Source organism: Shewanella donghaensis (genome assembly GCF_007567505.1).
Taxonomy (GTDB): domain Bacteria; phylum Pseudomonadota; class Gammaproteobacteria; order Enterobacterales; family Shewanellaceae; genus Shewanella; species Shewanella donghaensis.
Genome location: NZ_CP041783.1, coordinates 2,662,114 through 2,685,893 on the forward strand (window position 1 = coordinate 2,662,114; position 23,780 = coordinate 2,685,893).

11 protein-coding genes are annotated in these 23,780 nt (G+C 41.4%); all 11 read left to right on the forward strand.

Annotation, left to right across the window (positions count from 1 at the left end; genetic code table 11):
- The first annotated feature begins 210 nt into the window (after positions 1 to 210).
- Complete coding sequence (ubiE, locus tag FPK91_RS11445) at positions 211 to 966, forward strand: bifunctional demethylmenaquinone methyltransferase/2-methoxy-6-polyprenyl-1,4-benzoquinol methylase UbiE (protein ID WP_144211375.1); 756 nt, start codon at positions 211 to 213, stop codon at positions 964 to 966.
- Positions 966 to 1,586 (forward strand): ubiquinone biosynthesis accessory factor UbiJ, encoded by a 621-nt coding sequence (locus FPK91_RS11450; RefSeq protein ID WP_144211376.1) that lies wholly within the window; start codon positions 966 to 968, stop codon positions 1,584 to 1,586. Before ubiE ends, FPK91_RS11450 begins: the two co-directional genes overlap by 1 nt.
- Positions 1,583 to 3,232: a ubiquinone biosynthesis regulatory protein kinase UbiB gene (ubiB, locus tag FPK91_RS11455; RefSeq protein ID WP_144211377.1), complete on the forward strand. Its 1,650-nt coding sequence runs from the start codon at positions 1,583 to 1,585 to the stop codon at positions 3,230 to 3,232. The genes FPK91_RS11450 and ubiB overlap by 4 nt, the downstream gene beginning before the upstream one ends.
- 100 nt (positions 3,233 to 3,332) lie before the next feature.
- Positions 3,333 to 3,572 carry a Sec-independent protein translocase subunit TatA gene (tatA, locus tag FPK91_RS11460; RefSeq protein ID WP_144211378.1) on the forward strand — a complete coding sequence of 80 codons (240 nt, stop codon included), beginning with the start codon at positions 3,333 to 3,335 and terminating at the stop codon, positions 3,570 to 3,572.
- A gap of 6 nt (positions 3,573 to 3,578) precedes the next feature.
- Positions 3,579 to 3,977, forward strand: a complete 399-nt coding sequence (gene tatB, locus FPK91_RS11465; RefSeq protein WP_144211379.1) for a Sec-independent protein translocase protein TatB — start codon at positions 3,579 to 3,581, stop codon at positions 3,975 to 3,977.
- Positions 3,978 to 3,987: 10 nt separating this feature from the next.
- On the forward strand, positions 3,988 to 4,746 hold the full coding sequence (gene tatC, locus FPK91_RS11470; RefSeq protein ID WP_144211380.1) for a twin-arginine translocase subunit TatC: 759 nt from the start codon (positions 3,988 to 3,990) through the stop codon (positions 4,744 to 4,746).
- Between the two features lie 53 nt (positions 4,747 to 4,799).
- Entirely contained in the window at positions 4,800 to 5,321 is a 522-nt protein-coding gene (locus FPK91_RS11475) for a hypothetical protein (RefSeq protein WP_144211381.1), read from the forward strand.
- 2 nt (positions 5,322 to 5,323) lie between these two features.
- Positions 5,324 to 6,121, forward strand: a complete 798-nt coding sequence (locus FPK91_RS11480) for a TatD family hydrolase (RefSeq protein WP_144211382.1) — start codon at positions 5,324 to 5,326, stop codon at positions 6,119 to 6,121.
- Positions 6,121 to 8,025, forward strand: a complete 1,905-nt coding sequence (locus tag FPK91_RS11485) for a sensor domain-containing diguanylate cyclase (protein WP_144211383.1) — start codon at positions 6,121 to 6,123, stop codon at positions 8,023 to 8,025. The genes FPK91_RS11480 and FPK91_RS11485 overlap by 1 nt, the downstream gene beginning before the upstream one ends.
- Positions 8,026 to 8,051: 26 nt before the next feature.
- Positions 8,052 to 9,062 carry a porphobilinogen synthase gene (gene hemB, locus FPK91_RS11490; protein WP_144211384.1) on the forward strand — a complete coding sequence of 337 codons (1,011 nt, stop codon included), beginning with the start codon at positions 8,052 to 8,054 and terminating at the stop codon, positions 9,060 to 9,062.
- Positions 9,063 to 9,247: 185 nt separating this feature from the next.
- Complete coding sequence (locus FPK91_RS11495) at positions 9,248 to 23,764, forward strand: Ig-like domain-containing protein (RefSeq protein WP_144211385.1); 14,517 nt, start codon at positions 9,248 to 9,250, stop codon at positions 23,762 to 23,764.
- Positions 23,765 to 23,780: the final 16 nt, after the last annotated feature.

Consider the following 23,780-nt stretch of genomic DNA (forward strand, 5'->3'; position numbering starts at 1 on the left):
CCTCATCCTATACTGCTTGAACTATTCAATATCAATGAATTTTATGGTCTAATGCAGGGCAAATTTTACGAGATTGAAAAACTATTCTATCTCAGCGCATTCTTGGCTATTTCAAGTAAACTTGATCACATTCTGGCTGATTAAAGTTTCTGCAAAGCAAGCAATGACATACACTCGCTGTTAATTACCGCATATTATAGGAATACACAGATGTCTGAGGGCGACCCAAAGAACACCCATTTTGGTTATAAAACCGTTGATTCAGAGCAAAAAGCGGATTTAGTTGCTGACGTATTTCATTCGGTTGCCGCTAAGTACGACATAATGAATGATGTTATGTCATTCGGTGTTCACCGCTATTGGAAGCGCCATACAATCGCAACTGCAGGTGCTAGACCCGGTATGAAGGTACTTGACCTTGCTGGCGGCACTGGTGATTTAACCGCTAAATTCTCTCATCTTGTCGGCGACCGTGGCCAAGTTGTTTTAGCAGATATTAATGACTCTATGCTTAAAGTCGGCCGTACTAAACTGCGCGACAAAGGCATTGTTGGCAATGTAAGTTACGTGCAAGCCAATGCTGAAGCATTACCGTTTCCTGATAATCATTTTGACATTATTACCATTGCTTTTGGTTTACGGAATGTGACCGATAAAGACGCTGCTTTGCGTTCAATGCGCCGCGTACTTAAGCCTGGTGGAAAACTGTTAGTACTTGAGTTCTCTAAGCCTCAACATGAAGTTATGCGTAAAGTGTATGACATGTACAGCTTTAAAGTATTGCCTAAAATGGGTGCATTAATTACCCAAGATGCTGATAGCTATGAATACTTAGCTGAATCTATTCGTATGCACCCTGATCAAGAGACATTAAAGCAAATGATGATAGATGCTGGTCTTGAACAAGTTGACTATACCAACATGACAGATGGTGTTGTTGCACTTCATCGCGGCTATAAATTCTAATGCTACCCAATCATTTTTCACTACTGGCTTGTGCTGCAATCGAAACTGCCATTGGGCAGTTACAAGCACAAGATCAGGGTGAATATGCGCGTCTCAAGCAATTGCACGGTAAAGTATTTAAAATTCAATTAACCCAGGTTAATTGGCCTATATATTTTATTTTCGCTCCTCAAATTCAAGTGATGAGCGCCTATGAAGCAGATGTTGACGTCAGTATTACTGCCGATGTCACCACGCTTTATAAAGTAACTGAAGGCGCCAACCTCACTGAGCTCATCAAACAAGATAAGCTTATCCTTGATGGCGATATCAACTTGCTGCAAAGCTTCAGTCATTATTTAAAACACATTGAATTAGACTTTGCTGAGCCATTGTCAAAATATATTGGTGATGCGCCCACGCACATGTTGCTTGCTAACACCAAACATTTAGCTAGAACACTCAAGCAAGTGTTTGAAAAGTCGCGTTCCCACGTTGGTCAATTAACCACCGAAGAGTATCGACTGGCACCGCATCAAATCGATTTCATTCACTTTCGTGATAATCTGGAGCAACTTGTTGATCAAGCATCAACCCTCGAATCCAGAATTGCTAAATTAAGAGAAAAAATTACCCCATGACAATTGCAAGTATCAGGCGTGGTTATCAGGTCATAAAAACTGTACTCAATTACGGCTTAGATGATGTCCTACCAAAAAACAAAACTCCCTGGTACTTCTCTCTTTTACGAAATTGTTTCTTTTGGATTCGAAATCAACATAAAGATAAACCTTCAGCTGAACGCTTAAAATTAGCGATGCAAGAGTTAGGGCCGGTTTATATAAAGCTTGGCCAAATGCTGTCAACACGCCGTGACTTACTCAATGATGAGTGGGCTAACGAATTGGCAATGCTGCAAGACCGCGTTCCTCCTTTCGATTCGGCCCTTGCCCGTGAAGCCATTGAAGCAGAATTAAAAGCGCCCATCGAATCTCTATTTGATAACTTTGTCGACAAGCCGCTTGCTTCTGCTTCAATATCCCAAGTCCACACGGCTAATTTAAAAGAAAATGGCGCTGAAGTAGTCTTAAAGGTGTTGCGCCCCAATGTTGAAGCGCAGGTTCAAGCTGACTTACAACTCATGTGCCAAGCTGCGGCGCTACTTGAAAGGCTGCTAGGCGAAGGCAACCGTCTTCGCCCCGCTGAAGTGATTGAAGATTATCGCACCACTATTTTAGGTGAGCTCAATCTAAACCTTGAAGCACTGAATGCGATAAAACTGCGTAACAACTTTTTAGACTCTGACTCCTTATATGTGCCTTATGTTTATGAGGATTATTGCTATCCACGTCTGATGGTAATGGAACGCGTTTACGGCATTCCAGTATCAGATATTGACGCTTTACGAGCCCAAGGCACTAATCTTAAACTGTTAGCTGAACGCGGAGTTGAGTTATTTTTCACCCAAGTATTTCGTGATAACTTTTTCCATGCAGACATGCACCCTGGCAATATTTTTATTAGCCGTGAGCATCCTGACAACCCATTCTACATAGGCATGGATTGCGGCATCATGGGAACACTCAATGATGTGGATAAGCGTTATTTAGCCGAAAACTTTTTGGCTTTCTTTAACCGTGATTATCAGCGTATTGCCCAGCTTTATATTGAATCAGGTTGGGTTTCAGAAAACACCGACGTTTTCGCGTTTGAGCAAGCAGTAAAAGTGGTTTGCGAGCCAATGTTTAACAAACCGCTTGACGAAATTTCATTTGGGCATGTGTTGCTTGAATTATTCCGTACTGCACGTCAATTCGATATCGTGGTACAGCCACAACTGGTTTTATTAGAAAAAACATTACTTTACATTGAAGGATTAGGCCGTCAGCTTTACCCACAATTAGATTTATGGTCAACTGCAAAACCATTTTTAGAACAGTGGATGTCTGAACAAGTCGGTCCTAAAGCCATTTTCGATAAAGTGAAAATGAAGAGTCCTTATTGGGCTGAAAAGCTGCCCGAATTCCCTGAGCTTATTTACGACAACCTTAAAGTCGGTCGTAAGTTGCTGGGTACACAACAAAAAATGCTCGATAAGTATCTGAAGTTTCAACATAAAGCGCATAAAAGTAATTACTTATTAATAACATCTGCCGTATTGTTGATCTGTGGCACAATATTATTAAATCAAGACGCTACACTATGGCCTTCATATATTTGTATCGCATCAGGTATAGTGCTTTGGTTCACAGGATGGAGATCCAGACCAAAGAATCGTAAATTTTAACTAGCACTTATTCATTAGAGGTTCATAATACTCAGTGTAATAAGGGTTATAATATGGCTTTAGTCAAAATCACGTTTTTATTCTTATAGAGGAAAAGTTCATGGGCGGCATCAGTATTTGGCAGCTTCTTATCGTTGCGTTAATCGTTGTTTTGTTATTCGGAACTAAAAAGTTACGATCTTTAGGTGGTGACTTAGGTGGTGCAGTTAAAGGCTTTAAAAGTGCCATGAATCCTGAAGATGAAGAGAAAAAATCTTTAGAAGATAAAGATAGCACTGCGCAAACTTCACAACAGGCAACTGAACAAAAGTCCGAATCAAAGGACAAAGAACAGGCGTAATTCATTATGTTTGACGGTATTGGCTTCATGGAGCTATTGCTGATCGGAATTTTAGGGCTTGTCGTTCTCGGCCCTGAAAGACTTCCTACTGCAGTACGTTCAATATCTGAGTGGATTCGTTCTTTAAAGCGAATGGCTAACTCAGTCAAAGACGAATTAGAGCAAGAGCTTAAAATCGATCAGCTTCATGCTGACTTGAAAAAAGCAGAAAGCAAAGGTTTGTCGAACCTATCACCAGAATTACAAGAGTCGATTGATCAGCTAAAAGATGCGGCGCAATCTGTTAATCGTCCTTATCAAGTAGACGATACAAGCAAAGAAGCACCTGCAGAAAAACCAGCTGAAAGCACCACTGCAATAAGTGAGCAAACAACCGACTCTACCAGTTCAAATACCAAAAGCTAGCGGGTAATCAATGTCACAACAGCTACCTCTCATCAGTCATTTGCTTGAATTACGCAACAAACTACTTAGAGCTATCGGCAGTGTTTTGCTGGTTTTTATCTGTTTAGTCTATTGGGCAAATGATATTTATCATTACATGGCGATTCCATTAATGCAGGCGCTGCCAGAAACAAGCAGTATGATTGCAACTGATGTAGCGGCGCCATTTTTTGCCCCGTTTAAACTGACCTTAGTTTTTTCGTTTTTCATTGCGATTCCTTACGTATTATTCCAAGTGTGGTCATTTGTGGCTCCAGGATTATACAAGCATGAAAAACGCCTTATTATGCCGTTAATTTTTAGTAGTACCGTATTATTCTACCTCGGTATTGCCTTTGCTTATTACGTTGTATTTCCAGTCGTATTCGGCTTTTTCACCAGTGTAGCGCCTGAAGGTGTTCAAGTCGCGACTGACATCAGTAGCTATTTAAGTTTTATCTTGAAGCTATTTTTTGCATTCGGATTAGCCTTTGAAATACCTGTCGCGGTAGTATTACTCTGCTGGGCTGGTGTTACTACGCCTGAAGAGCTAAAACAGAAACGCCCGTATATTGTTGTAGGCGCATTTGTGGTTGGCATGATGCTCACGCCGCCTGACATTATTTCTCAAACAATGTTAGCGATTCCTATGTTAATATTGTTCGAAGGTGGTTTATTAGCTGCAAAGCTCTATACCCCAAAAGAAGATACCGACGACGAAGAGCCTGAGAACGAGAAAGCAGATACATAGATTGCGTATCGATACTCATGGACTAGTAAAATAATAATAAGAAGGATTTTTTCATGCGTTTATCATTGATTGCCACTTTAACTTTTTCTTTGGCTATCTCAGTTCAAGCACATGCTAGTGTAGAACAACAACTCGCTAGCTGTGCAGCTCAAACTGACAAACTTGATCGCTTAATGTGTTACGACGCATTAGCCGAGTCAGTTTCAACAATAACTACACCTGTTACGCTTCCTGCAACAGTAGCATCGACTTCAGCAACCGAAGCTGTAGCACCTCAAACAATGTCTAAAACTGAAGTCACTAGCTCCGCTGAAGATAATTTTGGTTTAAAGAAAAAAACCCAGAAAGAAGCTGAGAATGTAAAGCTATACGCTGAAATATTGTCTATAAAAAAAGACCCATATGGTGCAATAACAGTTAAGCTTTCAAATAATCAAACGTGGAAACAGATTGATACTAGCCGCTACAACCTAAAACCTGGTCAAACTATTTTTATTGAAAAAGCTGCATTAGGTTCATTTTTACTTGGTGCTAATGAACGTAATTCGACCATGCGAGTTAAGCGTTTAAACTAGTTATGCCACAACATATCGACATAGCAGTAAACCTTCTCAGTAGTCGATTAGTCACTGATATAGAAGCAATAATTAATAGTGCGGCGGAACAACATGTTTCGCCGTTAATTGTTATTGGCAGTGACATTGATGAAAGTACCCATTCTGCAGAACTCTGCGTAAAACATCCGCAACAATTATATAGCACGGCAGGTGTTCACCCTCACAATGCTAAAAATTGGAACTCAAAATCAACCTCTGAAATAACAGCCTTAGCAAATTTACCGCAAGTAGTGGCAATTGGTGAGTGCGGCTTAGATTACAACAGAGATTTCTCTCCTAGAGAAGATCAACGTAATGCTTTTACTGCTCAATTAGCATTAGCGGTTGAGCTGAAAATGCCTGTATTAATGCATTGCCGTGAAGCCCATGAAGACTTCATCCACATATTAAGTCAATTTCGTCACCTATTACCTGCCGCAGTATTACATTGCTTTACAGGAACTAAAGATGAGCTGCTGGCCTGCTTAGATTTGGATTTACATATTGGTATAACGGGTTGGGTATGTGATGAACGCCGCGGTAAAGAACTCGCTGATATGGTGCCATTAATACCAGATAACCGTTTGATGGTTGAAACTGATAGCCCCTATTTATTACCACGCAGTATGCGACCTAAGCCCAAATCCAGTAAGAACTTACCCCAGTATTTACCTTACATTGTTGAGTATATTGCCAAGCTTAGAGGCCAATCATACCAAGAGCTTTCGCAACACTGCTATTCTAATAGCCGTGCTTTTTTTAATCTGGAAAATGATTAATGAAACACTGCTATTCAATTACGCAACGACTGCTGATGATGGTTATATTGGTCGTCAGCATTTTCCAAGTGCCATTATCTTTTGCTGCTGAACACCAGAATACCCCCCTTAGACTCACGGCTTCATCAATCACTAAAATCCAATTAACCGATTGGTTATATATTAATGCATCTGCAGATATTGAAGAACTTGCTAGCTTAAAGTTACTGCATAATAACGATAATGATTGGAAAAAATTAGTCGCTGCTGATATGAGAAGAATAGGCTCTCAGAATACTTGGGTTAGCTTTAGTATCTATAATCCTGACGATTATCTATCACGCATTATTGCGCTGGATAATCCGCTTCTTGATAGCATGAAGTTATACCATTTGGTCAATAATAAACTGACTAACGTTGAGTTAATGGGTGATAAATATCCTTTTTTACAGCGTCCGCTTAAAAGTAATATATTCCTCTATCCTTTTGACCTTCAGCCCAATGAGCTCCATACCTTTTATTTGAAAATTGATAATCGAGGCAGCTTAAATTTACCTTTGGTTTTGTGGAGTAAAAACGATTTTAGTCATACGATTGAAACCCAGAGTTTTGGTAATGGTTTTCAAATTGGTATTTTAATTGCCATCGGTGTTTTTAGTTTATTCATTGCACTAGCTTCTGGCTCGTTTAGCTACAGTTATTACAGCGGCTATGTACTGAGTGTTACCGTTATTGTCGCCAGTATCCACGGCATTGCTTTTCAATACTTATGGCCGACTTGGCCTTCTGTTCAACAGCATGCTATTCCTATGTTGATCCCAATCGCGTTAGCATTTGCACTGATGTTTACCGAAAAAGTCATGCAGCTTAAATATCACAATAAAACCATGTTGCTATTGGGCAGGTACCTAGCGGTGTATTGTGTATCTTTGAGCGCGATAGTGTCTTTCCTTGATTTTAAAATAACGCTGTACTTACTCAGCTTTTCGGTCATTTTTGTTAGTAGTATATTGATTATTTTCTCCCTCATACAGGTCTATAAAGGCACCAAGAATGCGCGTTTTCATGCCATCGGCAGAATTTGGCTATTCCTTGGGTCTATTTTAAGTGGACTGATGTATATAGGCGTCCTTCAATGGCAAATACACCCACAAACCCCCATCATGATAGGGTTGACTTGTGAGGTCGTTATCATGGCGGCAGTGTTGGCTTTACGTTATAACGATGAAAGAAAAGCCAAGCTTAAAATGCAAGAAAAAGCCTTAGAGCAAGCCAACAGAATAAAACAAAGCCGCGATGAGGCTTTACAAGCAGAAGCGATCGCAAATGAGCGCTTAGAGCAAATGGTTTCAGAGCGGACACTTGAGTTAGAAGTGACCCTGCGAGAGCTTAACGAAGCCAATCAAAAACTCCAACAGCAAAATACTATTGATAGTTTAACTGGGGTAAAAAATAGAAACGCCTTTGATAAACGCTTAATAGCTGAAGGTCGTATCAGTCGCCGACAGCAAACACCGATAGCGATTTTAATGATTGATATTGATAAGTTTAAAGACATCAATGATCAACATGGTCACTTGGCTGGTGATCATTCTATTAAAGTGATTGCCACAACAATTTCAGAATTTTTACAACGTCCAACCGATCTGGTGTCACGTTTTGGTGGTGAAGAGTTTGCAATTATATTACCAAATACTGATAGTGTAGGAGCAATGTTATTGGCGGAAAAAGTACGCCATGCAATATCCAAATTATCAATAGAGTGGGAGAATAATCCAATTCCCCTTTTTGTGAGTATCGGTGTGAGTGCAGCCATTATTGAGACTGACGAACACCCAACTCAGTTACTAGAACAAGCAGACAAAGCGCTTTATCAAGCTAAGCGTAACGGACGAAATCAGGTCAGCCAGTTTTCGTCTGATTAAGATCAGTCTAATTTCAGGAGTCGAATGTGAATATTATTACTAGTGCTTTTCCACAGCGCAGAATGCGCCGCATGCGTAAACATGATTTCAGCCGCCGTTTAATGTCAGAAAACAAACTGTCGGTGAACGATCTTATCTACCCAATGTTTGTGCTGGAAGGCAATAATCGCACTGAGCAAGTAGCATCAATGCCGGGTGTTGAGCGTTACTCGATTGATTTATTACTTAAAGAAGCCGCTGAACTAGTCGAGTTAGGAATTCCTTTAATTGCCCTTTTCCCGGTTACTCCGGCGGAAAAAAAGTCATTAATGGCCGAAGAAGCATATAACTCGGATGGTTTAGTGCAACGTGCTGTACGTGAATTAAAACAAGCCTTCCCTGAGCTAGGGGTGATGACTGATGTGGCACTTGACCCGTTCACTACTCATGGCCAAGACGGCATTATTGATGAAACAGGTTATATCCTCAATGACATCACTACTGAAATTCTGGTAAAACAAGCCTTATCACACGCTGAAGCTGGCGCTGATATTGTTGCTCCATCAGACATGATGGATGGCCGTATTGGTGCTATCCGTGAAGCATTAGAAGCTGCTGGTCACGTTAACACTCAAATAATGGCTTACTCAGCAAAATATTCTTCAAGCTACTATGGCCCTTTCCGTGATGCAGTAGGATCAGCTGGCAACCTAAAAGGTGGCAATAAACATAGCTACCAAATGGATCCAGGTAATAGTGATGAAGCATTACATGAAGTAGCACTTGATATTCAAGAAGGTGCGGACATGGTCATGGTAAAACCTGGCATGCCGTATTTGGATATTGTTCGCCGTGTGAAAACAGAACTTGCGGTTCCAACATTCGCTTATCAAGTCAGCGGTGAATATGCCATGCATATGGCTGCGATTCAAAATGGTTGGTTAGCTGAAAAAGCCATTGTAATGGAATCATTACTTTGTTTTAAACGCGCAGGCGCTGATGGCATATTAACTTATTTTGCAAAAAGTGCCGCTCAATGGTTAAAAGAAGATAAATAAAACCCCGCTTAAATCCTAAAAAGGAGACCTTATGGTCTCCTTTTTGTATCATTTCGAATCAATTTCATCAAATCGCTCAACTTACCTTTAAAAATCAAATAACAAGGTTTATGCTTTAAATTGCGCTTAATTTAGTCAGTTACACGTATGTATGTAACTAGCAGCAATGGATTGGTAATTAAGGAATGCGAATGATCGGTGATGATGTTGTAGTGATCTATTATGTAGAGATTGGTGCTAGTACTTTTGCCATCACAAATGATGGCCTGTGGATAGCCGTTGTTCAAGAAGATCTAGACCCCTTAATTACGACATATAATATCAATGCTGAAGATATTCTTATCAATGACAATAGTGCTCCCTATTTAGTCATAAACGAAAAAGCTATGCTCATACCTGATGAGCTATTGATTAAATCCAATCCATCGGCAGATGAACCATTATCTGATAACCAATCCCCAGAAAATCAAAACTTGGACACTCAAAGTAACACTAATGAAGGCCTAAGTTACTTCTATCAAATCATCCAAACTCAGTACAACTCCTTAATTGCACAATCCGGTTACACCACATCCGGCGATAGTCATAATCAACTAAAAAACGAACCAAACTCGCTAATCACTCAACAAGATTCATTTATAACCCTCACCCTATCCATCAATATTGATGATGCTAACGATGGTTTTGTTAATCGATTTGAAGTCCCAAAAGTTGATATTTCGGGGGGAGCATTAGATGCTATCGATGGCCAAATACTGAGCCTAGTAATCACAGATATTGAAGGCAGACAGCTCAGCGTTGAAGTGATTGTTACTGACGAGGCATGGCATATTGATGGCCTTGATTTATCGAGCTTAACCGAAGGGGTGATTACAGCAGAAATCAGCGCACCAGCTTATCAAGGTATCGCTGAACCCGCATCGGATATTACCATTAAAGATACTTTGGCTGACATCGACATCGATGTGAATACTGGCCGTGATGACATAATTAACCGCTTTGAAATGCTCCGCCTAGACTTTAATGGCACCGTCACGGATGTCGAAGATGGTCAACCCATTACTATCACCCTGACTGATTCACTAGGCATACGGCTCAGTTTTAATACCACCATATTGAATGGTGTTTGGGCAATTGATAACGCCAATCTCGCGACCCTCTCTGATGGAAATATAACTTTCGTTGCCAACACTGTCGATGTCGCAGGTAACCCAACCTCCACCTCCATGATTGTAATTAAAGACACCAAAGCAACTATATCAATTGAAGCTGTCGACAAAGATAACACCCTTAATAGCACTGAAATAACCTCCACCACTCTGCAAGGTGAAACGCATAATATTGAAGACGGACAAAATGTATTGGTGTGGGTCACTGACAGTCATGGTATCCGCTTGACCTTTAATACCACTGTAGCCGATGGCCAATGGCAATTAGATAATCTCGATTTATCTTCTTTAGCGGAAGGCGAGCTCATCTTAAGAGCATTAACAGCCGATGCTGAAGGTAACCCAAGCATTGGTAACAACACCGTAGAGAAAGACACCCTAGCTGATATCACCATTGAAATTATCGATAACGATGGCGTGATTAACGCCGCTGAAATAATGCAAGTCATCATTCAAGGCACCATCAGCAATGTTGAAGATGGTCAAACGGTTACCGTTAACCTAACTGATAATCAAGGTCACTCGCTGACATTAACTGCTATTGTGACTGCAAGCTCATGGGCGCTTTCAGCCCAAGATTTATCAATATTTGATGATGGATCACTCATCGCCACTGCAACCGTAAGTGATGTTGCGGGTAACACAGCCACAGCACAAACCCAATTACCTATTGATACCACTGCTGATATCACGATTGAAATCATCGATAACGATGGCGTGATTAACACCACTGAAATGATGCAAGTCATCATTCAAGGCACCGTCAGCAATGTTGAAGATGGTCAAACGGTTACGATTAACCTGACCGATAACCAAGGTCATTCCCTGACATTAACTACGATTGTAACTGCTGGCTCATGGGCTCTTTCAGCTCAAGATTTATCAGCATTTGATGATGGTTCACTCACCGCCACTGCGACCGTGAATGATGTGGCCGGTAACCCTGCTACTGCACAAACCCAATTACCAGTTGATACCACTGCTGATATCACCATTGAAATCATCGATAACGATGGCGTGATTAACGCCGCTGAAATGAGGCAAGTCATCATTCAAGGCACCGTCAGTAACGTTGAAGATGGTCAAACCGTCACGGTTAATCTAACTGATAATCAAGGTCACTCACTGACATTAACTGCGATGGTGACAGCAGGCTCATGGGCACTTTCAGCCCAAGACTTATCTGGCTTTGATGATGGTTCACTCCTCGCTACAGCAACCGTGAATGATATGGTCGGTAACCCAGCCACTGCGCAAACAGTCTTGCCAGTGGATATCCTGGCTGACATCGATATTGATGTGGATACAGGTCGTGATGACATCATTAATCGCTTTGAGATGCTCCGCCTAGATTTTACTGGCACCGTCACGGATGTCGAAGATGGTCAATCAATCACTATTACTCTGACCGATTCATTAGGCGCACAACTCAGCTTTAATACCACTGTATTAAATGGCACTTGGGCGATTGATAACGCCAATGTCTCGACCCTCGCTGATGGCGATATTACCTTTGTGGCTAACACCGTCGATGTGGCAGGTAACCCAACCTCAACTACGACAATTGTCACCAAAGACTCTCAAGCCACTGTCACCATTGAAGCGGTAGACAGTGACAACACTTTTAATAATGTTGAAGTCACCAGCACAACCTTACGCGGTGAAGCACTCAATATTGAAGACGGTCAAAATGTGTTGGTGTGGGTCACTGACATCAACGGCATCCGCTTGACCTTTAATACCACTGTGACTGATGGCCAATGGCAATTAGACAATCTCGACTTATCTTCTTTAGCGGAAGGCGAACTCACCTTAAGAGCATTAACTGCCGATGTTGAAGGCAACCCAAGCATTGGTAGCAACACCGTAGAGAAAGACACCCTCGCTGATATCACCATTGAAATCATCGATATCGATGGTGTGATTAACGCCGCTGAAATGATGCTAGTAGTCATTCAAGGCACCGTAAGTAATGTTGAAGATGGTCAAACGGTTACGGTTAACCTCACTGATAATCAAGGTCACTCGCTAACATTAACCGCGATGGTGACAGCAGGCTCATGGACACTTTCAGCCCAAGATTTATCTGCCTTTGATGATGGCTCACTCGTTGCAACAGCCACCGTGAATGATTTGGCCGGTAACCTTACTACTGCGCAAACTGACATGCCTGTTGATATCTTGGCTGACATCGATATCAATGTGAATACTGGTCGTGATGACATCATTAATCGCTTTGAAATGCTCCGTCTAGACTTTACTGGCACTGTGACCGATGTGGAAGATGGTCAATCCATTACCATTACCCTGACCGATTCATTAGGTGCACAACTCAGCTTTAATACCACAGTGCTAAATGGCGCTTGGGCGATTGATAACGCCAATGTCGCTACCCTCGCTGATGGTATTATTACCTTTGTGGCCACTACGGTCGATATTGCAGGTAACCCTGCTATGTCAAGCACAGCTTTACTTAAAGATACTATCGCTAATGTTACGATTAACGTACTCGATAGCGATCAAATCATTAACCAGCAAGAAATTGAAGACCTGAATACGATATTTGGAATAGCCAATAATATTGAAGACGGCCAGACCATTTTTGTCACCATTACTGATAGCTTAGGTCAGGTCGTTCGCCTCAGTTCCGTTATTTTTGATGGGATATGGACCCTCTCAGGTCTAGATGCTTCCGGTCTAGCTGATGGGCCTTTAAAGCTTTATGCCGTCGCCATTGATGCGGAAGGAAACCCAGCCTTCGATAGTAATACCGTTATAAAAGATACCATGGCTGTTATCTCAGTTGAGGTCATTGATAATGACGGCGTATTAAATGCGACAGAAATGACACAGGTTGCCATTCAAGGCAGTGTCGCCAATGTAGAAGATGGTCAAACTGTCATCGTGACTCTTACTGATAATCTAGGTCATGAAGTGATAATAACAACCGTGGTAATAAACGGCGTTTGGTCACTGACCCCTCAAGATTTATCAAGCTTTGAAGACGGTAATTTATTAGTAACGGCTGAGGTCTATGATATTGCAGGTAACCTCGCTACTTCATCCACCTTAATACCTGTTGATACCACCGCCGTTATTGATATTAATTTTATTGACAGTGATGGCGTCATTAATGCCGCCGAAATTACTAACGTGATATTGCATGGCTCTGTTAATAATGTTGAAAATGGTCAAAATGTCACAGTAATTTTAGTCGATAACCAAGGGAATTCCTTAACGTTAACAACGACTATTAACGCTGGCCAATGGGCTCTTCCAGCGCAAGATTTATCCATATTTGATGAAGCATCATTACTTGCGACTGCTACTGTTACTGATTTAGCTGGAAATACAGCAACCTCTTCACTGTTATTATCTATCGATACGCTCGCTGATATCACCATTGAAATCATCGATAACGATGGTGTGATTAACGCCGCTGAAATGAGGCAAGTCATCATTCAAGGCACCGTCAGTAACGTTGAAGATGGTCAAACCGTCACGGTTAATCTAACTGATAATCAAGGTCACTCACTGACATTAACTGCGATGGTGACAGCAGGCTCATGGGCACTTTCAGCCCAAGACTTGTCCGCCTTTGATGATGGTTCACTCGTTGCCACAGCCACCGTGAATGATGTCGCCGGTAACCCTGCTACTGCACAAGCAGATATGCCAGTGGATATCCTGGCTGACATCGATATCGATGTGGATACTGGCCGTGATGACATCATTAATCGCTTTGAAATGCTCCGTCTAGACTTTACTGGCACCGTCACCGATGTCGAAGATGGTCAATCAATCACTATTACTCTGACAGATTCACTAGGCGCACAACTCAGCTTTAATACCACTGTGTTAAATGGTGTTTGGGCGATTGATAACGCCAATGTCTCGACCCTCGTTGATGGCGATATTACCTTTGTGGCTAACACCGTCGATGTGGCAGGTAACCCGACCTCAACTACGACAATTGTCATCAAAGACTCTCAAGCCACTGTCACCATTGAAGCTGTCGATACTGACAATACTCTAAACATTACAGAAATCACGAGCACCAGTTTGCGTGGTGTAGCGCTAAACATTGAAGATGGTCAGAACGTGTTGGTTTGGGTTACAGATAGTAATGGGGGCCGTTTAACTTTTAATACCACAGTGGTAGATGGTTTATGGCAACTAGACAATCTTGATTTATCAACGCTAGCAGAAGGTGAATTAACCTTAAGAGCATTGTCGGTAGATGTTGAAGGTAATCCGAGTATTGGCAGCAATACCGTCGATAAAGACACCCTTGCTGATATCACTGTAGAAATAATCGATAACGATGCTGTACTAAATGAAATAGAAATGAGCCAAGTCGTCATTCAAGGCACCGTTGTTAATGTCGAAGATGGCCAAACCGTCACCGTTTTCCTCACTGATAATTTTGGCCATTCATTAACTGTAACGGCTATCGTCACAGCTGGTACTTGGACACTAGCGGCGCAAAATTTATCAACATTTGACGATGGCTCTTTAGTCGTTACAGCATCGGTAAATGATGCTGCAGGTAACCCTGCCAGTGCGCAGACACAACTAGCTGTTGATACAACTGCAACTATTGATATCACGATTACTGATAATGATGGGGTAATTAATACAACTGAAATGTCACAAGTTGTTATTAGTGGCACTGTGACTAATATTGAAAATAACCAAACCGTCACCGTTTACCTCACCGACAATCAAGGGCACTCATTAACGTTAACCACTACCGTAATAGGTGGTTCATGGTCACTTCCAGCACAAGATTTATCCGACTTTGATGATGGTTCTTTAGTCGCCATAGCTTCTGTTAATGATCGTGCAGGCAATCCCGCTACTGCGCAAGCCGAAATGCCTGTCGATATCTTAGCCTCCATCACCATCGATATTATTGATAATGACAATGTTGTTAATCAAACCGAATTATCAGCTGTAGTGGTGAGTGGTACTGTTACTGATATCGAAGCAGGTCAAGATATTAAAGTAACTTTGACCGATATTAATAATGTATCTACAACCATTATGACAACCGTTTTAGCAGGTGGAACATGGTTGATTACAGCACAAGACCTTGTCGCACTCGGATTTGTAGATGGTTTATTAACGGCCTCAGCCACGGCAACAGATGCTGCAGGCAATACCATTACAGCCATAGATACAATCCTTATTGATACTCAAGTAACCATAGATATTGATACTGGAGCTGATGGCTTTGATGTTGGTTTATTTACTTATGGTAAAGAAGCCTCTCTTGCAGGAACCACCACAGGGGCTGAAGAAGGACAAACCGTCACCTTAACGCTGACAGATGGCGCGATAACAAAAACTTTTACCACCGCAGTAAAAGCGGATGGAAGTTGGATATTTGATAACACCCTGAATGTTGAAGGGCTTGATCAACGCTTGAGTTGGCAAATGAAAGTCAGTGTCACTGATGCTGCAGGTAATACTGCTGTGGATGAAATGCCACAATTAGATATTCCTGACGATGGTTATTTATATGAGTTAGCACTCAACATTAATAATCAGACTAGCACCCAGTTTAGTTTTGATAACCCTAATGCAGAACTAACCCTATCAACAGATCAAGCATTCTTACTCCGCAGTCAATCAAACGGCCAAGACCTATCCATCGTCTTAGCTGCCGATGGTTTATCCTTTCAAGTCTTTAGAGATGGGGACAATGAACTTGTTCTCGAAGCAACCCTCACAGGCACTGATCTCATTGTCACGCTGTTTCAAACACTTGATAACCCTGCAGTAGGTAATCTATCGACAATTATTCGACTCGAAGGGCTTCAAACCGATACTGATGGAACAACAGAATCGATCGTGACTTATGCTATTTTGCATATAAGAGACACCCCTGAATTAGCTATCGATGACAACTTCACAACCACCGAAGACACCACACTCACAGGCTCTATTACAGGTAACGATTACACCATTGAAGGTCCACTTAACGTTGAGAGTATTAATTTCAACGGTACAAGCTATGCTGTAGCACAAGGCTCACCAGCAATAATTGATACAGGTAAAGGTCAATTAACCGTTTTATATAATGGTTTCTGGGAGTTCATTGCCAACGACAACTTAGACAATACCTTAGAGCAATCCATAAGTTTTGATTATACCGTTAGCGATTTTGACGGCAGTATTGCTTCTGCCACCAGCACTATTACCATTGTAGATGGTGCGATTGGAATGATGGCTGACGCCAATTTTCCCACTGCAGAATCCACAATTAATAGTCCAAATACAGACAGTAAATCGTTCTCGATTATTGCAGGGTCAGATACGCTTATCGCATCAAGCGTGGTATTTAGCACATTATCACTTATCCCTTTAAACGCTCTTGGACTCACCTCAAATGGTGATGCATTAACTTATTCGTTATCTGCCGATGCTAAATCGATTATTGCCACAGCAAATGGAGTGACAATATTTAACTTGTCATTATCAGCGATCAATAATGGTGATGATGTTGAAGTAACGGCTATCATGGACTTAAGCCGACCATTAGATCACAACACTGCAGATGCGCTCGAGTTAGCCACCTTAATTGATGCCATAGATTTAGATGGAAGCCATATTGATTTAGGTAGTCTCAAATGGGCTATCAACGATGGTGCGACAGCTTTAATAGACAATGTAAATACACTGACATTTGACGAATCCAACCTAACTGCAACCTCTCTTACACAGTCAGGACAATTTGATATCAATGTGGGTGCAGATGCCATCAGCAGCTTAGGTTTTGATATTAGCCAAATGCCAACGATTACCGCTGGAGGTGAAGCGGTTACTTTTGAGATTTCTGCTAACGGGTTATTACTTACAGCGCACACAGGTAATATTGCTGAACCTATTTTTACCATTGAAATAGATAGTGGTTGGAATACTGAGAGCGATACAGAGTCACATAGTTACACCACCTCTCTTTATCGACCTTTCGACCAAATTGAAACCGAAGAAATTGATTTTGGCCTCATCATCACTGACTTTGACGGTGATACTACTCAAGCCAATATGACCCTGATTGTTAAGGATGATACTCCGGGACAAATCACCGATATTGACATCGATATTAGTGAACTACCTAGTGTTACCCCCGGAATTAATAACCGCTCGAATGGCTTCATTGATATCACCACTAATGGTGATCCTATCGTCAATATTAAGTTCTCACTGAGCAATGATGATCTTGTTGTAGATGTTAATGGCAATACAATTACTCAAAATGGAATTGCTATACATTGGGTTATTTCTAACGGAGGTGCTACTGCAGAAGGTCAAACACCTGATGGTAACGTCATCTTTAGACTGAAATTACCTACCGACATTCATATCGATGCAGAGAGTAGTGCCCAAGTGGCATTTGAAATGCAAATGCTCGGCGCCATCGATAATAATACCGCTGAAGGACTGTTTGATACTTTAGAAGTGGGTGTGATCGCGATAGATAGTGATAAAACCAGAATACATGCCGATATTAACATTGATATTTTCGATGGAGAGCTACCATATTTACCCGCATCTTTAACTTTAAATATCGATGAAGGTGAATTAGTCGATAACACTAGTGTTCTCAGCAGCGCAATACTTAACATTGATAATGGTAGTGATGATATTGCTAGCATTGAGCTAACTGACAGCTTTAACTTTGGCGCATACACCAGTAACAAGCAACCTGTAGAACTCAGCAATATATCTGATAGCAATGGCTGGTATAACGCAATCCGAACAGGCGATAACAACACTGTATTTAGAGTCAGGTTTAACACAAATGGTAAAGTGGAATTTGAGCAATTTGAAGCCTTAGATCACCCTGATGGTAATACTGAAAATAAATTATCTATCAGTTTCGATATTATCGCCACTGATGCCGACGGTGACAAATCTAACAGTCAAACAATTAATATCGACATTAAAGATGATGTTCCCATTCAAACGAACTCTTCAATCACCTTTACCGAAGAAGATAATGAAGATTTCAGTGTCAATATGTTCAATCAAAAACAACAGGGCGCCGATGGCGCTGTTGTCAGTAAGTTTACTTATGCAGGCAGTGACTATTTAGCGGGCGAGTCTGTCGACTTATTTACCGATACAGGCGTTAAATACGGTAGCTTAGTAATCTCCGCAGATGGTACAGCTACTGTCACAAGTAAGATATTTGAATACGACGAATTATTTTATACTGAAACTGTACAAGTTTATGTCACCGATAAAGACGGTGACACAGTCATTGATAACCTCACCATCACCGCCAATGACAAATCGGGATCAATCAGAGTCTTAAACCCCAACTTTATTGAAGATACTCCTGGAGCTCTCATTGTAGCCGCCTTTCCAGGTGATATTGATGAAGGTGAACTGATTGAAAGTATCGTGTTTAATACCACATCATTAGGTGGTGGCACATTAACATTAGATGGAATACCTGTCCCTACCGATGCTGATGGTAATTATATCCTCGAAGGTATTAACCTCTACATCAACGATTTTGGCATTGCTATACCCAGTGGTAATTTACTCTATCATCCAGCAGAAGATGCATCCGATGCCACCTTAACCATAAATGTTGAGATAACAGTCAATATCAATAATAAGCCTGCTATCACTACTCAAGTTCCTTTCACCATTGAGTCCGTTGCAGATACCCCTGAATGGGAGGATAGCAGTCAGTTTACTTACGATATCAATGAAGATGCTGGTGCAATTGATATCGAGCTAACAGCTACGTCAAAAGATTCAATAGGCGCTGACTCTCAAGGTTCTGAAGTTATTACTTACGTAATCAACAGCATCACCCCTGGTTTAGTATTAACTAGTACTAATAGTGATGGTGTCACTTTTTCTATTGCTAGCGGGCAAATAATTACTGCTGACGAATTAGCGCTACTTCAAGCGACTGTAAGTGAAAACTTAGCTGGTCAATTTAGCTTTGATATTCAAGCAACCACGACAGAGCCCGATAATGGTGCAACAGCCAATAGCACACTTGAAACGATTACATTCAATGTCAGTCCCGTGGCTGACTTACCGACATTAACCACCCGAGATATCAATAGTGATGAAGACCAAGCTATTGCCCTTGCTGACATTATCTATGGCGAACTCACTGATACCTCGGGATCTGAAAGTCTTCATTTTGAATTAACCCTTCCAGATGGCTGGATAATTGATGCACCTTCTGCGATAAACCTCGGAAATGGCGTTTGGACTGTTGCAGCACAAGATATTAACCCTAACCCACCCGCTATTGCCGCAACAATCATCCCATTGGCGGATGCCAGTTCGGCCAATATGGTCGACTTCACCATAAGCGTGAGAAGTTATGCAACAGAAACAGCTCAGGATGGATCTACACCTGTCGACTCTGTCATAAATCCCAATCCACATTACAGTGACTCGCAAACATTAACGATTTCTTTAACCGGTGTAGCTAACGATGTGCCGACAATTAGCTCTGATCCAAATGTTTGGCAAATCACCTCTGATGGTAATATTAATTCAGTCACTCCCTTTGATGAAGATACAGACATCCCACTAAGCTTTACCTTAATAAGCTCTGATAATGATGGTTCAGAAAGCCTCAGCATACGGTTAGTAGGGCTCCCTGAAGGCGCAAGCTTTGTCGATGCCAATGGCAACATGGTTAATTTACCCGTCGTTGGCTTTGATGATAATCAACCCGTCTATAGCGTCACAGCAGCAATACTATCGACATTATCAATAAGACCTCCCGAAGATTTTAGTGGCCAAATAAACTTAAGTTTAATTGTTGAAAGCACTGAATTAGATGGTGATGTCGGTGAATACGAGCTTAATCTGAATATCGATATAGCACCTGTTATTGATGAAACTGCCGATTCATTACAAACCATCAGTACTGGCAAAGAAGATCAGCCGATTGTTCTTAATCTACCACCAGCACTATTAGCCGATATTGATGGCAGCGAAACAATAACTGATGTCACCATTTTTCCGTCAGATGAAGGCATGATATTGCTATTTGATGGCGCTGAATTAACTGTGGGTAGCGCAGGGTTACTGTTATCAAGTTTGACCGATGAATTCAGCCCAACTTTAATGGATTTACTCAACTCAGGTCGCTTAGCAGTATTGCCACCACAAGATGCCGACGGTCCATTCACTTTAGATGTTAGCTACCAAATAACTGACACATCTGAAAGCGGTCAAACTGTCGTACAAGATATAACCAGTCAATTAACCGTTCAAGTTGATGCGGTTGTAGAGGTTATTACCCGCTTACAGGTCAATAATCAAGTGCTCTATAGCAATGATGGCCAACCGATTACGCTATCAGACGAAATCGTTTTCTTTGATGGTGATATCGATGGTTCAGAAGTGCTCGATTATATCGTTATTAACATGCCAAGTGCTGATGGCTGGTATGTCACTCATCCTAATGGTGCGATTAATGATGGTGATGGGCGCTGGATTATCCCGACCTACGGTATGACAAGTGACTCGATACAAGAGCAATCGATGTCGATTTTGGATGGCGTGACTATCTCAAGCGACCATTCAACAGGTCTTGAAACCATTACTGTTGAAGCCAGAGTATTAGATAGAGATGATCCTGAAATTATTTCTGCCAACGTTTTTGTTTTATTCGACCAAGCAACCTCAACATCTACAGCATCGGTAGTATCAAACTTACAGGCAAGCACAGTTGATGCAATTGAAGACAATAGTATCGATTTTGCAGGTCACTTAAACCTATCCATTACTAATGATAACAATGATTTTATTAGCTTTAGAGTGTTAGCAAGTGATCTCCCTGAAGGCGGATACTTCACGGGCAGCGATGTCATCGCACTTTATGATGCCAGTGGCGAAAATATTATTGAGTATGTGTTCACAACAGCGTCTTTAAATAGCCTGCAGCTCCACAGTATTCAAGATAACTTTGCTGGCGACTTAATCATCCCAATTCGTATTATTGCCACCGATTCATTAAGTGGTGATACCGAAATAGATGATAGCCAAAGTTTGGATATCAATATCACCCCTGTGGCAGATGGATTATCGCTTAACCTAGCAGTGAATAGCATGAATGAAGATAACCCTATCCCATTAGGTTTATCCCTTAGCTATATAGACACAGACAGTTCTGCTAATAACGGTGGTGCTGAAAAAGTGATACTTAATGACTCTAGTCAGCCTTTTACCATACAACTACTTGATGGTGGTACATTAATTGATAATTCAGGCTTGTTCCAATTACAAGCAGGCAGCAGTGATACTTGGGAGTTTACCGGCTCCACTAACGTTGGATTAAATAACGCCCTCGCATTATTGCAGTTTTCACCACCGGAGCATTTAAGTGGCGACTTTAGATTCAAAATAACTGGTGCGGTGAGCGATACGGCTGATATTGATGGCGGTAATATCATCGATGAAGCAAGCTTTTCCGATACTGTAACCATTCATGTAAACCCAATAACTGATGCAGCAGACATTCCAGCAGATTTAATTACCATTGCAGGCTTAGAAGATACTGATATTGCTTTAACAGGTATCAATAGTTCAGCAATCGGCTTAATCGATACCGATGGTTCAGAGGTGTTATATATCACCTTAAATGGGGTACCTGAAGGCGCGACGGTTTATTTTCAAGACGCTAGCGGCAACCTACAATTATTGCCCAACGATGGGCCGGATGGTAACCAATTAAATGGTGTCCCAACCAGTTATTGGACTGTTACAGCGGCACAACTGGATGGATTAGTCATTAAACCACCTCATAACTTTAATGGTGATATGCCACTATCGCTATCCATTATTACTCAAGAACTCGGAACCGATGATTACGTCACCACCACAATGGACTTTTTGATTGGCGTCAGTCCAGTCGCTGATGGTGTACAGATTATTTCAGAGCCCGAAGACTATAACGGTATTGAAGGTGATGTCATTAAAGTTGAACTTGCTGCAGAGTTACTTGATCTCGAGGGGCATGAAGTCTTTGCTGTTGATTTCATCATCACCTCTACAGATGCGTCAGCATTAGTGAATTTAGACGGCATTCAAATTGGCGATCAGTTTGCAACGCTTACAGCTGATGGTAATGGTGGGTATATAGCAAGTTTCGTCGTCGATGAATCCAGCCTAAGTGAGATAAAGATACTCCCTGGTGAGCTGGCCTTTGGCACGCTAAATGTTGAAATGGTCATCGCGAGTATTGATACAGCCGAAGTATTAGGCGCTCAAGAAGTCAATCGCAGTGATTCGCAAACCATTAGCTTTGATATTGAGCTGACTCCAGAAGTAGATGCCCCTATATGGACACAATTTGCTGATTTCACTACTAATCTTACCGATAATATTGCCCTGAATTTAGGCTTAGAATTACAAAACCCCGCACCTAATGAAACTGCGACCTTAACGATTTTAGGTGTGCCTGATGGCATGACATTATCTGCTGGAACTCAGCAGGGTAATAAATGGATAGTTGATATTGAAGATGTCGCCTCATTAACATTAAGTGGTGCCAATGATGGTGATGTTATTGAATTATCTTTAGACCCAATAGCCAGTTTAGGCACCGATGTTGTCGATGGCGTTTTAGAAACAATAACGATTACGGTCGACACCAGTGCTGTGATGGCTAATGCTGCGATACCGATGAATAGCAATATTCCAGTAGAGCCAGAGTTTACTCCTGAAACACAGTTAGACCTGATCCGTATCGATATCATGCAAGAAATGTATGAAAGAATGCAGTATGAACAAGTGAGACGGTTTGAGATGGGTCATCGTAGCCTAGCACCTACAGGTATTGCGCTTTACGGTGATACCGAATTAATGGAACAGGCCATTGAGAGATATCAAGCTGCTCAAGCACTTAAATCTGCACAAACAGAACCTGTTGATACTATTTTACCTATTGATGATTCAGCGACTTCAGATGAGCAATTAGCAATGGCATCTGCCACTATTCAGTCAAATACCTTTGCGGCTCATTCAAAAGTTATGCAGCATTTTGTAGCTGAACCAGAACTAAGTACAAAACCCGAATATGGTTATCAAGACCCATTACCCATCAATGATGCAGAACCAGCGATAGACATGGACGTTATTAATACAATTGAATTCTCAAGCAACTTAAGTGCAAACAACACAGCATTAGTAACAAACCAAATATCATCGATAACACTGACACAAGAATCCGGCGCACTGTCACTCATTGAAGATGCTGGCCTGTTAATTGATAGCCATTTAGGTGACAAGCTAATACACCAACCTGGATTTGGGTTTATCCAACCTGTACCAGATGCGATTGCCGAATCATCAAGCCATGAGCAAGTCACAGAATCAGAAGCACTATTATCGCTCACCGAGGCAATTAAACACTCAATAGCAAGCCAGCAAGACTTTGTGTCTTTTGGCCAACACTCCGAGCCACATTTAAGCCAAAGTGAGCTAGACGAAATTAACCAATTGGCCGCGCACCAAGCATTAATCAATCAAAGCTAACAAGATTCATTAAATA

Excerpts from the sequence above, each read along its gene's own strand:
- ubiE (WP_144211375.1), top strand. The coding sequence starts at position 211 with ATGTCTGAGGGCGACCCAAAGAACACCCATTTTGGTTATAAAACCGTT.
- FPK91_RS11450 (WP_144211376.1), top strand. The coding sequence starts at position 966 with ATGCTACCCAATCATTTTTCACTACTGGCTTGTGCTGCAATCGAAACT.
- ubiB (WP_144211377.1), top strand. The coding sequence starts at position 1,583 with ATGACAATTGCAAGTATCAGGCGTGGTTATCAGGTCATAAAAACTGTA.
- tatA (WP_144211378.1), top strand. The coding sequence starts at position 3,333 with ATGGGCGGCATCAGTATTTGGCAGCTTCTTATCGTTGCGTTAATCGTT.
- tatB (WP_144211379.1), top strand. The coding sequence starts at position 3,579 with ATGTTTGACGGTATTGGCTTCATGGAGCTATTGCTGATCGGAATTTTA.
- tatC (WP_144211380.1), top strand. The coding sequence starts at position 3,988 with ATGTCACAACAGCTACCTCTCATCAGTCATTTGCTTGAATTACGCAAC.
- FPK91_RS11475 (WP_144211381.1), top strand. The coding sequence starts at position 4,800 with ATGCGTTTATCATTGATTGCCACTTTAACTTTTTCTTTGGCTATCTCA.
- FPK91_RS11480 (WP_144211382.1), top strand. The coding sequence starts at position 5,324 with ATGCCACAACATATCGACATAGCAGTAAACCTTCTCAGTAGTCGATTA.
- FPK91_RS11485 (WP_144211383.1), top strand. The coding sequence starts at position 6,121 with ATGAAACACTGCTATTCAATTACGCAACGACTGCTGATGATGGTTATA.
- FPK91_RS11495 (WP_144211385.1), top strand. The coding sequence starts at position 9,248 with ATGCGAATGATCGGTGATGATGTTGTAGTGATCTATTATGTAGAGATT.